At 59.8% G+C, this 13,998-nt stretch carries 14 protein-coding genes; 9 read left to right on the plus strand and 5 right to left on the minus strand.

The window, feature by feature from the left end; genetic code table 11:
- Window positions 1–84 precede the first annotated feature (84 nt).
- A complete protein-coding gene (locus tag RGQ15_RS17205) occupies window positions 85–1,503 on the plus strand; it encodes an FAD-binding oxidoreductase (RefSeq protein WP_311161892.1) in 1,419 nt (472 codons plus the stop codon).
- 44 nt (window positions 1,504–1,547) lie between these two features.
- Here RGQ15_RS17205 and arsH read toward each other — a convergent pair whose 3' ends face one another.
- From arsH to RGQ15_RS17220, 3 genes are all read right to left on the minus strand, one after another.
- Window positions 1,548–2,261: an arsenical resistance protein ArsH gene (gene arsH / locus RGQ15_RS17210; RefSeq protein WP_409201351.1), complete on the minus strand. Its 714-nt coding sequence runs from the start codon at window positions 2,259–2,261 to the stop codon at window positions 1,548–1,550.
- A 14-nt stretch (window positions 2,262–2,275) separates the two neighbouring features.
- On the minus strand, window positions 2,276–3,316 hold the full coding sequence (arsB, locus tag RGQ15_RS17215; RefSeq protein WP_311161894.1) for an ACR3 family arsenite efflux transporter: 1,041 nt from the start codon (window positions 3,314–3,316) through the stop codon (window positions 2,276–2,278).
- A gap of 153 nt (window positions 3,317–3,469) precedes the next feature.
- A complete protein-coding gene (locus RGQ15_RS17220) occupies window positions 3,470–3,922 on the minus strand; it encodes an ArsR/SmtB family transcription factor (RefSeq protein ID WP_457621029.1) in 453 nt (150 codons plus the stop codon).
- Between the two features lie 36 nt (window positions 3,923–3,958).
- On the opposite strand from RGQ15_RS17220, the gene RGQ15_RS17225 reads away from it, so the two are divergent.
- The 5 genes from RGQ15_RS17225 to RGQ15_RS17250 all read left to right on the plus strand — a co-directional run bounded on the left by RGQ15_RS17225 (window position 3,959) and on the right by RGQ15_RS17250 (window position 8,853).
- Window positions 3,959–4,867, plus strand: coding sequence for a LysR substrate-binding domain-containing protein (locus tag RGQ15_RS17225; RefSeq protein ID WP_311161896.1), 909 nt, complete (start codon window positions 3,959–3,961; stop codon window positions 4,865–4,867).
- A 108-nt stretch (window positions 4,868–4,975) separates the two neighbouring features.
- The gene (locus RGQ15_RS22400; protein ID WP_409201352.1) at window positions 4,976–6,022 is read left to right on the plus strand and encodes an ABC transporter ATP-binding protein; all 1,047 of its coding nucleotides are present in this window, start codon (window positions 4,976–4,978) and stop codon (window positions 6,020–6,022) included.
- Window positions 6,023–6,071: 49 nt separating this feature from the next.
- On the plus strand, window positions 6,072–7,184 hold the full coding sequence (locus tag RGQ15_RS17240; RefSeq protein ID WP_311161897.1) for an ABC transporter substrate-binding protein: 1,113 nt from the start codon (window positions 6,072–6,074) through the stop codon (window positions 7,182–7,184).
- 50 nt (window positions 7,185–7,234) lie between these two features.
- Window positions 7,235–8,041: an ABC transporter permease gene (locus RGQ15_RS17245; RefSeq protein WP_311161899.1), complete on the plus strand. Its 807-nt coding sequence runs from the start codon at window positions 7,235–7,237 to the stop codon at window positions 8,039–8,041.
- A complete protein-coding gene (locus RGQ15_RS17250; protein WP_311161901.1) occupies window positions 8,038–8,853 on the plus strand; it encodes an ABC transporter permease in 816 nt (271 codons plus the stop codon). Before RGQ15_RS17245 ends, RGQ15_RS17250 begins: the two co-directional genes overlap by 4 nt.
- Here the strand turns inward: RGQ15_RS17250 and RGQ15_RS17255 are convergent.
- Window positions 8,844–9,746, minus strand: a complete 903-nt coding sequence (locus RGQ15_RS17255; protein ID WP_311161903.1) for a LysR substrate-binding domain-containing protein — start codon at window positions 9,744–9,746, stop codon at window positions 8,844–8,846. The two genes, RGQ15_RS17250 and RGQ15_RS17255, sit on opposite strands and share 10 nt — an antisense overlap.
- Before the next feature lie 138 nt (window positions 9,747–9,884).
- Between RGQ15_RS17255 and RGQ15_RS17260 the strand changes: the two genes are divergently transcribed.
- Both RGQ15_RS17260 and RGQ15_RS17265 read left to right on the plus strand, forming a co-directional pair.
- Entirely contained in the window at window positions 9,885–11,021 is a 1,137-nt protein-coding gene (locus tag RGQ15_RS17260; RefSeq protein ID WP_311161904.1) for a TauD/TfdA family dioxygenase, read from the plus strand.
- Between the two features lie 14 nt (window positions 11,022–11,035).
- The gene (locus RGQ15_RS17265) at window positions 11,036–11,782 is read left to right on the plus strand and encodes a class II aldolase/adducin family protein (protein ID WP_311161905.1); all 747 of its coding nucleotides are present in this window, start codon (window positions 11,036–11,038) and stop codon (window positions 11,780–11,782) included.
- A 13-nt stretch (window positions 11,783–11,795) separates the two neighbouring features.
- Here RGQ15_RS17265 and RGQ15_RS17270 read toward each other — a convergent pair whose 3' ends face one another.
- Window positions 11,796–12,779 carry a GlxA family transcriptional regulator gene (locus tag RGQ15_RS17270; RefSeq protein ID WP_311161906.1) on the minus strand — a complete coding sequence of 328 codons (984 nt, stop codon included), beginning with the start codon at window positions 12,777–12,779 and terminating at the stop codon, window positions 11,796–11,798.
- Between the two features lie 57 nt (window positions 12,780–12,836).
- Here RGQ15_RS17270 and RGQ15_RS17275 point away from each other — a divergent pair, with 57 nt between their 5' ends.
- Window positions 12,837–13,997, plus strand: a complete 1,161-nt coding sequence (locus tag RGQ15_RS17275) for an acyl-CoA dehydrogenase family protein (RefSeq protein WP_311161907.1) — start codon at window positions 12,837–12,839, stop codon at window positions 13,995–13,997.
- Window position 13,998: the final 1 nt, after the last annotated feature.

Here is a 13,998-nt window from a genome sequence, read left to right on the forward strand (position 1 = left end):
CTCAACCGGGCAGACAGGGCCTGATCGGCCGGAAACAGGCGTTTGCGGTGACTGGGAAGGCTGCCCCATTCTGGATACGATGTGATGGAACTAGAAGAACTCAGAGCGAAGATCGGCGGGAAAGTGACGACGGCACAGGACGCGGCACATCAGGAAGCGGCTGCGGCGCTGCAATGGAATGCTCGAAAAAGCACGCGCGTCCCTGCGGTCATCGTGTCGGCGACGTCTGTGTCGGACGTTCAAGTGGCAGTGCGCTTCGCCGCTGCCAATGGGTTGCGCGTTTCTGCGCGTGGGGCGGGGCACAACCTTTCGGGAATTGCCATTCAGGACTCGATCGTGATCGACCTTTCGCGCCTCGACGCATGCCAGATCGACGCAGGTCGGCGCATCGCGCAGCTTGGTCCAGGCGTGACGAATGGCAGATTGGCCGCGGCGCTGGATGCCGAGGGGATGGCGTTCCCGCTGGGGCATTGTGCGAGCGTCCCGATGAGCGGTTACCTTTTGGGAGGCGGCCTGGGCTGGAATTCCGGCACATGGGGCTTTGCCTGCTCGCGTGTCGAGGCGGTCGATGTGGTCATGCCGGATGGCGCGTTGCGGCAGGCAACGGCGGATCATTGGCCCGACATATTCTGGGCTGCGCGCGGCGGCGGGCCGGAATTCTTTGGTGTGATCGTCGGATACAAGGTGAACCTGGAGCCATTGCCCAGGGGCATGATGAGCGCTGTGCGTGTCTATCCACTGGATCGCATGGCCGAACTGGAACGCTGGATGGCGCATGTCCTTCATGCCTACCCGCGCAATGTCGACGTCGTGATCGACTTGCGCAATGCTCCTCATCCCGAAGATGGGCGTCCGGTGCCCGTCGCTGCGGGGATCTGCGTGGTCTATGCCGAAACGCAGACCGAAGCAGCACGGCTCCACAAGGACGTCGCCGCGCTCGCGCCGCAGGATGCAGTGCAGGCCATCGGTCCGATGCCCGTGTCATTCGGCGACCTCTATGCGCAAACCGAACATGCCATGCCGTCCGGCAAGCGGTTTCATATCGATTCATTCTGGGCTGGATCGGATGCCGGGCAGTTCGTCCGACACATTGCTGCGTCCATCTCGCAAGCGCCGTCGCTGCTTTGCCACAGCATCGTTGCTCGCTATCCCGAAGGCCGACCGGCGATGCCCGACGCCGCCTTTTCGATGGCAGCGCCGGTCTGGGGTTCGCTCTGTGCCATCTGGGACGACGCAAAGGCCGACCCCGAGCATGTCTCATGGGTTCGCGACGGGGCGGACATGATCGGCGATCTTGCGCTTGGGCATTATGTCGGCGAGGCGGATCTGCAGCGACCGGGACGATTGAACCACTGTTACGCCCCGGCTGCGCTTGGCAAGTTGAGAGCCTTGCAGCAGCTCTATGATCCGAAAGGTCTTTTCCTGCCGGTCGAGGCGCGGCCCGAAGCGAATGGCAAATCTTCCGAAGCGTTGCGTGTCAGGACAATGACGCCAGCCGAATGACGGTCTGAGAACGGGTCGGGCAGATCCAGGGATCTGCCCGGGCCTCAGACCGCCTTGCCTTGATTGACACGTCTGGACAGGGCCTCGTGGGTTTCCACGCGCTCGGAATAACGGTCAACCAGGGTCCCTCGAATATCGCGCGTGAGCAGGGTGAACCGGACCAACTCCTCCATCACGTCGACGATCCGATCGAAATAGGGTGAAGGCTTCATGCGGCCCGTTTCGTCGAATTCATCCCATGCCTTTGCAACCGATGACTGGTTCGGAATTGTCAGAAGCCGCATCCAGCGCCCAAGGATGCGCAGTTGATTGACGGTGTTAAAACTTTGGCTGCCACCGCAAACCTGCATCACCGCCAGGGTCTTGCCCTGCGTCGGCCGGACGCTGCCGACGGAAAGCGGAATCCAGTCGATCTGGCTTTTCATCACGCCGGACATCGCGCCATGGCGCTCGGGCGAGGACCAGACCATCCCTTCACACCAATTTACCAGATCGCGTAACTCGGCGACCTTGGGGTGCTCGACAGGGACCGCATCGACCATGGGCAGACCGTGCGGATCAAAGAAGCGGGTCTCGGCGCCAAAGGCCCTCAGGATGCGCGCGGCCTCTTCTGCGGCGAGCCGAGAATAGCTGCGTTCACGCAGCGAGCCATAGAGTAACAGGATCTTTGGTGGATGGGTGCCGCGTTCAGTCGGATGCAATGTCCGTGCATCAACGGAATGAAAGAATTCTGGCTTGAGATTTGGCAGGTCGGTCAAGTCATCGCTCCCTTTCAGGCGAAGCGGTTGCGGGTGCGGTTGGCAAAGGCGACAAGCGAAAGCATCACCGGCACTTCGACGAGAACGCCAACGACTGTGGCAAGTGCCGCGCCCGAGTTCAGCCCGAAAAGACTGATCGCGACAGCAACCGCCAGTTCGAAGAAATTCGACGTCCCGATCATCGCGCAGGGGGCAGCGATACGATGAGGCAGGCGCAGGGCGTATGCGGCTCCATAGGCGAGCGCAAAAATCGCGTAGCTCTGGATCACGATCGGGGCGGCGATCAACGCGATGACAAAGGGTCGGTTCAGGATGACCTCGCCCTGCAGTGCAAACAGGATCGCCACGGTGGCAATGAGCCCGAGGATCGACAAGGGCTTGATGCGCGCCGAAAAGGCGTCGATCTCCGGCTGAGAGCCAAGTACCCGCCGTGTCAAAAGCCCGGCGGACAGGGGAAGGACGACGTAGAGCAGAGTCGCAAGGACCAGGGTTTGCCAAGGCACCGAAATATCGGTCACCCCCAGCAGAAGCGCGACGATCGGGGCAAAGGCCACCACCATGATCATGTCATTCACCGAAACCTGAACCAGCGTGTAAGTCGCATCGCCGCGCGTCAGTTGCGACCAGACGAAGACCATCGCCGTGCAGGGGGCTGCACCCAGAAGGATCAGGCCGGCGATGTATTGCTGTGCATCTTGCGGCGCGATCCAGGGCGCAAAGACGTGATCGAAGAACAGGACCGCCAGAAAAGCCATGGTGAACGGCTTGATCAGCCAGTTGACCGTCAAGGTGATGAGCAGGCCCTTCGGCTGGCGCGCGACTCCGGCAATGGCTCCGAAATCGACATTGACCATCATCGGGAAGACCATTGCCCAGATCAGAACTGCAACGACCAGGTTGATCGAGGCGACCTCGGCCCCTGCAATTCCAGCGACCAGTGTGGGAGCAAGCGCGCCGATGGCGATGCCCACAATCATGGCGAAAGCCACCCAGAGAGTCAGCCAGCGTTCGAATGCCCCCAAAGGGCTAGCTCCGGTTCGTGTCATTTCGGCCATGGTTTTCTCTGCGGATCAAAGGTTGAAGGCGGTTGAGTTTTCGGGCGGACAGCGATCGGGCAGGGCCGCTTGGGACAGGGCGAGGCCCCGACGGACACAGAGCTTCTGCAATTCGGGTCTTTCGCGACATTTGCAGGGCGCGAAAGACAGGCTTCAACAGCTACAACTGATCTGGTCCAGGAGGGGCTGGCAGAGCTCAGCTCGGCCACCGCAGCAATCCTGCATCAGAAATTCGAGCAAGCCCCGCATTGTCTCCATCTCGGCAAAGTATCGGATCGAGCGTCCCTCGCGTCGCGAGCGCACGAGCCTCACCGCAGCCAGAATGCTGAGATTGTTCGACAACGTGTTCGGGCGAGTTTCCAGGCTTGTGGCGATCTCGCCCGCAGTCATGCCCTCGGGTCCCGCGCGGACAAGCATGCGAAAGACATCAAGGCGGATGTCTTGTGCGAGAGCAGAGAGCGTCTCTAATGCGGCTGACTTTTCCATATTTCCGGTAATATAGAAATATTCGATGTCAGGCAACCCTGCTTTCAGGTCGTCAGGTGTCACGCTCGGCTTGAAACCCGCAAGTGGATGGCCATTGTCGAAGCGGGCATCCCAAGGCAAGTTCCTGTCGTTTAAGATCCGCCCGAAGGAGGAACATTGGCCCGCATCCCCTCGATCCAGGCTTTGCGCGCTTTGGAAAGCGTGGCGAGGCTAGGCACGATCTGGCAGGCGGCGGAAGAGCTGAACCTGACACGCAGTGCCATCAGCCATCAATTGCGCCTGCTGGAGCGCGAGCTTGATTTCCAGCTGATGCTGCGGGTGGGAAACCGAATCGAGTTGTCGTCCCGAGCGCAGGAATATGCCGAGGACGTTCGCCGGGCGCTTGCCCTGATTTCGACATCCAGCCACCGTCACGCTCATGGCGGGGTCGGCGGGCCGCTGGCCATCAGCTGCCCGTCTGGGTTTTCGTCAAGCTGGATGTGTCGGCACCTGAGCGAATTCGTTGAACAATATCCTGATGTTATTGTTTCACTTGTTACTCCGATTCGGCTCGACAGCACGAATAACCCCGAAATCGATACCTTCATCACCTTCGGGCATGATGGCCGCTCGGACATGGTTGTGGAGCCATTGCAGCCGGTCGAGTTCACGCCGCTTTGTAGTCCGGAATACCTTGAGCGCATGGGTGGGTTCCCTGACAGTCACAGCCTGCTGGGCGCCACGCTTTTGCATATCGGCGATTTCGTCGATTGGGAGGCCTGGATGCGCAAGGAAGGGCTCCCGGCAGAACGGGCCCATCGCGGGATATGTTTTTCCAGCATGAACGTGGTCCATACTGCGGTCCTGGCGGGGCAGGGGATCGCCATCGGCGACGTGATCGCATGGCGCGAGGATGTCGAGGCCGGACGTCTGGCGAGGCCATTCGAGGCGGCACTGCATTCCGACACTGGTTATTATTTGTGCACGCCCGTTGATAAATTGGCAAATCCAGTTGTCATAGCTTTTCACAGATGGCTGAAAAACTGCTTGCGAAATCCTCCCTTCAGCAATTCACAGTCTGATTGACAAGTAAGATTTGTCGAAGAGAGCAAGAAGTTTCATTTGCTTTGCGCCTTTCTTCATCTCTAGCCTTGGCTCAGACAGGCTCTGAGACCGATCCAACATGAGGCTAGGGTGACAATTCCCGCACAGATTGAAGCAAGCGATATCGGCATGACATTCGGCACCTTCGAAGCCCTCAAACAGGTTTCGCTTACCGTGCAGAAGGGAGAATTCCTGTCGCTTCTCGGGCCTTCGGGTTCTGGCAAGACCACTTTCCTGACTGTCCTGGCGGGTTTCTACCAGCCGACAAATGGCAAACTGTTTCTGGACGGCAAGGATGTCACGAAGATGCCCGCGCAGCAGCGGGGCTTTGGCATGGTCTTCCAAGGATACGCCCTTTTCCCGCATCTGAGCGTTGCCGAAAACATCGCCTTTCCCCTGAGGGTTCAGAAACGTTCGCGGGAACAGATCCGCAGCCGTGTGGATCACATGATCCAGACGGTTGGGCTTGTCGGGCATGAGCATAAGAAGCCATCGCAGCTCTCAGGCGGGCAGCAGCAGCGTGTCGCGCTTGCGCGGGCTCTGGCATACGAGCCGGAAGTTCTGTTGCTGGACGAACCCTTCTCTGCGCTCGACAAGAACCTGCGCGGCCAGATGCAGGATGAACTGCGCCGTCTTCACCGCGAACTTGGAACGACCTTCGTCTTCGTCACACATGACCAGGAAGAAGCCTTGGCTCTTTCGAGCAATATCGCGATCTTCAATCAGGGCCGACTGCAGCAACTTGGTTCGCCGAGCGAGGTCTATGAGCGCCCGTCGAACCGTTTCGTGGCGGAGTTTCTCGGGGACATCAATATTTTGCCGGTCGAGGGTGTCGGCCGCGACGCCAAGGTCGAAGGCCAGGCGATCGCCCTGCCCGCGCCACAGGGCAGCGCGCGGAGCCATGTCGCGATCCGGCCCGAGCACATGCGTCTTGCCCGACCCGGCGAGGCTGGAAACGCGCTACCGATGCGGCTGGTCGATCAGATCTATCTGGGCGCCGAAAGCAGGTTGCAGCTGCAGACCCGAGGGGGGGTGCCGATCGTCCTCAACATCCCCAATTCCGCGACGCCCAATGCCATCGAGGTCGGATCAGAGGTTCTGGTCGGTTGGGATGCGCAAAACAGCTTTCTGATCTGAACGGTCAGCAGGACAACAAAAACGACGACAACAACGACAGGGAACAAACATGCACGGCCATTTCCAGAAAGATTGCGTCGAACTGCTGCGCGAGCGTTTCGAGGCGGGAAAGATATCGCGACGGTCCATGATGCAGGGGCTCGGCCTTCTGCTTGGCACATCGGCTTTGGGCCTCAGCGCAGGCCGCGCCGCCGCCGAAGGAAAGGAGCTCGTCTTCGTGAACTGGGGTGGAGATGCGGTCACCGCCATGGGCGAGGTTTTTGGTGAGCCCTTCACCAAGGATACGGGTGTCGTCGTCAAGTTCGACGGCTCGGGCCCGACCGAAGGTGCCATCGCGGCGCAGGGCGAAAGCGGCCATCCGACCTGGGACCTGGTCGATTGTGATCCCTTCTCGGGACAGGCGATGGGCAAAAAGGGCTATATGTCACCGATCGACTATTCCATCGTCGATCCGGCGAAGATCCGGCCCGGTTTCCAGTGGGAATATGCCTCTTCGACTTATTTCTATTCCTATGTGATCGCCTATTCGAAGGAAGCTTTTCCCGAGCCGCCGACGAAGATTGCCGATTTCTTCGACGTTGAGAAATTCCCGGGCAAGCGGTCGATGTACAAATGGGGCGTCGGCATGTGGGAAGCAGCTTTGCTGGCCGATGGCGTCGCGCCGGCAGATCTTTACCCACTGGATCTTGATCGCGCTCACGCCAAGATCTCGGCCTTCAAGGACAATGTCGTGGCATTCTGGGGCGGCGGCGCGGAAAGCCAAACGCTGATGATGGACGGCGAAGTGACCATGGCACTGATCTGGAGCACGCGCGCCAAGGTGCTTCACAAGGACACCGAAGGCGAAGTCACCTTCATCTGGGACGACGCCGTGGTAGCCCCGGGTTCGACCGGCGTGCTCAAGAACAATCCGGGCGGCACCGAACTTGCGATGCAGTTCATTGCCGCGAGCCAGGCACCCGACCGTCAGGCTGGCCTGTTCGAACTCCTGGGCAACGGGCCCGGCAATCCCGCCGCCGATGCCCTGATCCCGGAAGAAGAGCGCGCATTCAACCCCGTCGACCCCGAAAACTTCGCCAAGCAGATCCCGCTCGACATGGCGTGGTACGAAGAAAACTACAGCGCTGCGCTTGATGCCTACCTGAAGATCATTTCGGCCTGATCGCAACCTTCCCGGCCCAGCAAAGGGCCGGGAACTCATCTGGAATGGACATGAAAGCGCCAGCGCTCCTGATCTTGCCGCTGATCCTTTTTCTGGGACTCAGCTATCTGGTCCCCTTTCTCGGCATCATGCAGCTGAGCATTGCCGGCCCCGAACCCCTAAGCCAGTATCATACCGTCGTCACCGACCCGCTGATCCTCGGCGTATTCTGGCGGACCTTGCGAATATGTGCGGAAGTCACGTTGATTTCGGTCAGTGCGGCCTATGTGATGACCTATCTCTGGGTGCGCAGCACGCCCTTGGTCAGTGCGCTGGTCGAACTGTGCATCATGATCCCCTTCTGGATTTCTGTCCTGACGCGTGCTTTCGGTTGGCTTGCAACCCTGTCGAACCGAGGTGTGATCAACAGTTGGTTGAAGGATTGGGGCCTGATCTCGACCTCGCTTCCGCTTGTGCGCAACGAATTCGGGGTAGTGGTCGGAATGGCGCATTACCTGATCCCCTTTGCGGTCTTTCCGCTGGCGACGGCAATGAGAAACGTGGATGAGCGCGTGCTCATGGCCGCAGAGGGCATGGGGGCATCCCGCCTGCGCATCTTCTGGCAGGTCTTCCTTCCGATGACGCGAAGCGGGATCATCGGCGCGCTGCTTCTGGTCTTCGTCTTTTCGATCGGATTCTACATCACGCCGGCGGTGCTTGGTGGTGGCCGAAGCGTGATGATCGCCGAACTGATCTACCTTCGCATCTTCCAGGCGCCCGACTGGGGGCTGGCAGCGGCGATCAGTGTCGTGCTGATGCTGCTGGTCGGAGGACTTCTTGTTGCCCTGATGCGGCGCTACGGAAAGCTCGCGAAATGACATCATTCCGCCCCGGACTCGTGATCTCGACCATTGGCGCTCTGGTTTCAGTGTTCCTGCTGATGCCCCTGCTTGCCGTGATCCCTGTCAGCTTCACGCCCAAAAGGTTCTTGAGCCTGCCCGATGGTGAGTGGTCATTCCGGCATTATCAGGCCCTGATCGAAGATCCCGGCTGGATGCAAAGCCTGCTGCTTTCAATCAAAATCGGTATTGTCTCAAGCTCGCTTGCCTGCCTTCTCGCGACTGCGTTCTGCCTGGGCATCTGGTTGTTTCGACCGGTTTTTTCAGGGCTGCTGACCGGTTTTGTCCTGCTGCCCATGGTCGCGCCTCCGGTTGTCTCGGCCTTGACGCTCTATTTCTTCCTCACATCGTTGACGCAGTACAACGGCATCATTGCTTACGACAAATGGGCCGGCGTGGCCGTAACCCATGCCGTCATGACCGCCCCCTATGCCGTCGTCCTGCTGATGGTCGCGCTGTCTCAACTGGACCGCCGGATCGACCTGGCGGCGCAATCGATGGGGGCGGGGCTCGGCACGCGGATCTTCAAGGTGATCCTGCCGAATATCCGCTTCGGCATCGCAGGGGCGTTTCTCTTGTGCTTCCTGCTGTCCTGGGATGAAATCGGGGTCACGTTGTTCGTCACATCGGTCGATGCAATCACTTTGCCGCGCCGCATGTGGATGGGACTGCGCGACAATATCGATCCCGCTATCGCTGCCCTTTCGGTCGTGCTGATCGGGCTCGTCACGATCCTGACGCTGATCCGGTCCGGCATGCAATACCGGGCGCGCAAAAGGGCTCAGGGTTGATGGTCAGCGCCCTTCGCCAATAGCCATTCCGTGAACAGCCCGCAGGCCGGATGTCTTTCGGCCTGCGGCATCACGGTAAGATAATATGCCGTGCCAAGATCGATCTCTCCATCTGGCCATTGGACCAGCCGTTCGTCCGCCACAAGCTGATCTGTAATCGACCGCCAGCCCAGCATCAGGCCCTGTCCGGCCAGAGCCGCCTGCACGGCCTGGACGTAGGTGTTGAATCGCATGCCCCTGCGCGGCGGAGAGGGCAGGCCGCGCGCTCGGCAATACTCCGCCCAGCCGGCCCAATGCCTTGCACCCTCGAATTCGACATGGATCAGCGGAGCCGAGGTGATTTCAGCGTCCTGCCTTAGCATTTTTTCGACAAGCTCGGGTTTCCCGACAGGGCAGATCCGCTCAGGAAAAAGCACCTGGGTCCGCCCTTCGCTCCATCGTCCGTCGCCGTAACGCAAAAGCATGTCCATCCCCGGAGTGGGGCGATTCAGATCCGAGGGCATTGCCTGGACGTTGATGAGGATTTCCGGATGCTCACCGTAAAAGGCCGACAGCCGCGGCATAAGCCAATGCGTCGCCATTCCCACGGTGCAGGCAACCGTCAACGCCCGATCCTGATCCGCGGCCATGGCGCGGATCGAATCGATCGATTCCGCGATCAAGCCGATACCCTCTCGAACCGAAGTGGCAAGCAGTTGTCCGGCACTCGTCAGCTGCACCGGGCGGCTCGAACGGTCGAATAGCGCAACGCCGACGTGATCTTCCAATGATTTGAGGGATTGACTGACTGCGGGCAGCGACACGTTCAAGATGCCCGCCGCGGCGCGCATGGAACCGTGTCTTTCCACGGTTTCGAAAACGGTCAGCAGGCGCAATGGCGGAAGACGGTCCATAAGTTAACTTCTTGCTTAACTAATGATCATTCCAAACAGGCTATCCGCATGCCCGTACATCGCACAAGATAGTACTATCCCAGTCGGTTTTCCCCTCACTCCGACCGATCTCCTCCCCATTCAAGTTAAGGATAACTCATGAACACCGTCGTCGCGATCGAACCGTCCGAAGTCACGCTGGGCGAAAAGGGGCTAAGCTTGCCTCTGAATGGCGAGCAGGCTTATTTCAATTACTATTGGCTGCGCGACAACTGCCTCAGTTCATTCGACAGCCAGACGCGTGAGCGGACCTTCGACATCTTCCATCTCGATGGGGCTCCGGTGCCTCAATCGGCCGCGATCGAAGGCGACAACCTGACCGTGCTTTGGGCCGGGGATGGGCACATCTCGCGCTATCCGCTAAGCTTCCTTTCGGAATTTTCATCGGCAAAGCCGCGCCACGATCCTGCGGACCTGCCGCGTCGTGCCTGGTTTGCCGACCACTACCCCAACATGGCGCGGTTCTCTCAGGCCGAACTCAAGGCCGATCCGCAGAAGGTCGCGGAATGGATCAAGGCGTTGATCGTCGATGGAGTGGCCATCGTCAGCGACATGCCTGACACCGATGCAGCCCTGACAGAAACGGTCGAACTGATGGGTCATGTGCGTCCGACCTTCTTCGGCCTTTATTTCGATGTGCGGACGCATATCAATCCGACGAACCTGGCCTACACGGCCAAGGCGCTTGAACTGCACACCGACACCCCGGCCGAGGAACACGCCCCCGGCATGCAGTTCCTCCACATGCGGGCGAACACGGTGGAAGGTGGGCGCAACCTGTTCCTTGACGGCGTGGCGGTGGCCAACGATTTCCGCGATCTCTATCCCGAGGAGTTCAAGCTGCTCGCCGAAACCCCGATCCCCTTCTATTGCGAACACGACAATTACGACATGCGTTCGCATCAGCGTGTGATCGAACTCGATCAGCATGGCAATGTCTCGGGTCTGACGATCAGCCAGCACATGCTTGACGTCTCGGATCTGTCCCAGGAATTCCTGGACAGCTATTACCCTGCGTTCTGCCGCTTTGGCCGGATGCTGCAGGACGACAAGTATGTCATGAAATTCACGCTGCATGCGGGCGAATGCATCGTCTTCGACAACCACCGCATCGTACATGGCCGCGCCTCCTATACTGCCGAAAGCGGTGAGCGCTACCTGCGCGGCTGCTATTCCGACCGCGCCGAGATGCGCTCGACCTATCGCGCGCTTGTCTCGGAGGGCCGCTTCAAATGAAGCATGAATGCATCATGAACGATTGCGCCGAACCGGCCGACCTGCTGCGATTGCGGCAGGATCTGGCTGCCGCCTTCCGGATCTGCCACCGCTTCGGCTGGAGCGAATCCGTGGGGAACCATTTCAGCGCCGCCCTTTCGCCCTGCGGGCGCAAGTTCCTTTTGAACCGGAAATGGCAGCATTTCGGCTCGATCCGTGCCAGCGACCTGATGGTTGTGAATGCTGACGATCCGGACGTGATGAACCGGCCCGATGCACCGGACGCCTCTGCATGGACAGTGCACGGAACGATGCATCGGATGCTGCCAAACGCCCGCGTGATCCTGCATTGCCATTCGCCATATGCGGTTGCCCTGTCCTGTCTCAGGGACCCGACGGTGCTGCCTCTCGACAACAACACTGCGCGATTCTTCGGGCGGACGGCCTATGATCTGTCCTTTGGCGGCATTGCGGATGCCGAGGAAGAGGGTGCACGCCTGGCGAACGCAATCCGGGGGCATTCTGTGCTGGTCATGGGCAATCACGGCGTCTCAGTCGTGGGAGAAACCGTGGCGGACGCGTTCGAGGATCTTTACTTCTTCGAGAAGGCCGCCCAGACGATCGTTCTGGGTCTTTCGACGGGCAAACCGCTCGCGGTTCTGTCCGATGAGGTGGCGCAAGCTACCGCCGAGGGATGGAAGCCCTATCGCGGGATGGCGCAGAGGCATTTCGACTATCTGAAATCCGAACTGGATGCCGCAGATCCAAGCTGGCGCGATTGAAGCAAGCGAAACCCTAAACGAGTGGCGGATCGATCCTTTCGGTCCGCCGTTTGCGCAGATCACGCGGTGTGGCGTCGAATTCCTTACGGAATGCCCGAGTCATCGCGCTGGCATCGCGATAGCCGCATCGCGTCGCGATTTCCGCAACCGACATGGTTGTCCCCTCGACAAGCCGCTTCGCTTCACGCAAACGGGTGGCAAGATAAAGCCTTCGCGGTCCGACCCCGAACCTGTCCATGCAGCGCTGTCCGAAACTGCGCCGGTTGAGGCCGAGCTTGGCGGCCAGTTCGGCCACGGGCAGGGGGGTCTCGATCGACCTGCGCATGAGCGACATTCCGGCTTCGGCGACGCTTCCCGAGCGTAGAGCGGGCAGCGGTCGACTTTCCCCGTACATGAACAGAGCGGCCACCTCGAGCCGCAGCATGGCCCCATGATGCCGTTCGATGAGGTCGAGGATCAGTTCGAACGTCGTGGTCGTGCCGCCGCATGACAGGATGTTTCCGTCATGCACGACCCGGTCATCCGAGACATTCACATCGGGGAATTTCTCGGACAGGTTGGTCAGCTCGTCCCAGTGGATTGTCGCCTTCCGGCCCGACAGAAGTCCGGCAGAAGCCAGCAACCAGCTTCCCGTATCCATACCGACGAGGGTGCCGAAGCGACTTCGCGCCGCGCGCAGCGCGCGGGCGCATTGCACCGTCGCGTGACTGTGGAAATCGTAACTTGGCATCACGAAGAGGTAATCCGCGCCGGCATGGTCCGAAAGCGCGCCTTCGCTCTGGACCGTGAGACCGCTTGATGACGCGACCGGTCGTCCGTCAAGACTGATATATTGCCAGGCATAGAGATTGCGCCCGGAAAGATTGTTGGCAGCCCGCAAGGGTTCGATCGCATTGGCGAGGCAGTGGTTCGAAAACGACTTGAACAGCAACACTGCCACCTTGCGCGGCCCGCGAGAATATTTCTCGTTCTGCATGATTTTCGACCCAAACTGCATGATGCTATCCGTGCCTGCCTTCCATGTTTGGTCAAGTCTGACAAGGGGGCATGAGCCATGTATTTCGGGTTGAGCGACGAACAGGAAATGATCGTCTCGACGGTGCGCAGTTTCGTCGAGAACGAGATTTATCCCCATGAGGCGCTGGTCGAGCGTACGGGCGAAGTCCCCGAGGAAATTGCCCAGGACATCAAGCGCAAATGCATCGATATCGGGTTCTACGCCTCGAACTTTCCCGAATCCGTCGGGGGACCGGGGCTTTCCCATCTAGAGTTCGCCCTTGTCGAGCGGGAACTTGGGCGCGGGTCGATGGCTCTGACGCATTTTTTCGGTCGTCCGCAGAACATCCTGATGGCCTGCAAGGATGAGCAGGTCGAAAGATATTTGATGCCCGCCGTGCGCGGCGAAAAGATGGATGCGCTTGCGATGACCGAACCGGATGCCGGGTCCGACGTGCGTGGCATGAAATGTACGGCGACGCGGGACGGCGGCGATTGGGTCTTGAATGGCTCGAAACATTTCATCTCGGGCGCAGAGCATGCCGACTTTTTCATCGTCTTCGCCGCAACCGGGGTGGATGAAACGCCGAAAGGTCCAAAGAAACGGATCACCTGCTTTCTCGTCGATCGCGGCACACCGGGTTTCGAGGTCCGGAATGGCTACAATTCCGTGTCCCATCGCGGCTACAAGAACTGCGTGCTGTATTTTGACCAGTGCCGGCTTTCAGACAGCCAGGTCCTGGGCGAGGTGGATGGCGGCTTCCAGGTGATGAATGAATGGCTCTATGCCACACGTATCACGGTTGCGACGATGTGTGTCGGAAGGGCGCGCCGTGTCTTCGATTTGGCCGTCGATTTCGCTGCGAACCGCAAGCAGTTCGGTCAGGAGATTGCCAAGTTCCAAGGTGTCGGGTTCCAGATCGCGGACATGGTGACGGAAATCGACGCAGCAGACTGGCTAACATTGGCCTCGGCCTGGCGGCTTGACCAAGGGTTGCCGGCGAACCGCGAAATCGCCTCGGCCAAGGTTTATGCCTCGGAAATGCTGGCGCGGGTCACGGACCGGGCCCTGCAGATCCATGGCGGCATGGGCCTGATGGACGAATTGCCGATCGAGCGGTTCTGGCGAGACGCGCGGGTCGAGCGGATCTGGGACGGCACAAGCGAGATCCAGCGCCACATCATCAGCCGCGAAATCTTCCGTCCGCTCGGAGCCTGAC

The sequence above is a fragment of the Paracoccus sp. MBLB3053 genome (assembly GCF_031822435.1).
GTDB classification, from domain to species: Bacteria; Pseudomonadota; Alphaproteobacteria; order Rhodobacterales; family Rhodobacteraceae; genus Paracoccus; species Paracoccus aurantius.

Bases quoted from the DNA above. Each gene is read 5' to 3' on its own strand.
- RGQ15_RS17255 (WP_311161903.1), bottom strand. From the start codon at position 9,746: ATGGACCGTCTTCCGCCATTGCGCCTGCTGACCGTTTTCGAAACCGTG.
- RGQ15_RS17245 (WP_311161899.1), top strand. From the start codon at position 7,235: ATGAAAGCGCCAGCGCTCCTGATCTTGCCGCTGATCCTTTTTCTGGGA.
- RGQ15_RS17275 (WP_311161907.1), top strand. From the start codon at position 12,837: ATGTATTTCGGGTTGAGCGACGAACAGGAAATGATCGTCTCGACGGTG.
- RGQ15_RS17205 (WP_311161892.1), top strand. From the start codon at position 85: ATGGAACTAGAAGAACTCAGAGCGAAGATCGGCGGGAAAGTGACGACG.
- RGQ15_RS17260 (WP_311161904.1), top strand. From the start codon at position 9,885: ATGAACACCGTCGTCGCGATCGAACCGTCCGAAGTCACGCTGGGCGAA.
- RGQ15_RS17250 (WP_311161901.1), top strand. From the start codon at position 8,038: ATGACATCATTCCGCCCCGGACTCGTGATCTCGACCATTGGCGCTCTG.
- RGQ15_RS17240 (WP_311161897.1), top strand. From the start codon at position 6,072: ATGCACGGCCATTTCCAGAAAGATTGCGTCGAACTGCTGCGCGAGCGT.
- RGQ15_RS17270 (WP_311161906.1), bottom strand. From the start codon at position 12,779: ATGCAGTTTGGGTCGAAAATCATGCAGAACGAGAAATATTCTCGCGGG.
- arsB (WP_311161894.1), bottom strand. From the start codon at position 3,316: ATGGCCGAAATGACACGAACCGGAGCTAGCCCTTTGGGGGCATTCGAA.
- RGQ15_RS17265 (WP_311161905.1), top strand. From the start codon at position 11,036: ATGAACGATTGCGCCGAACCGGCCGACCTGCTGCGATTGCGGCAGGAT.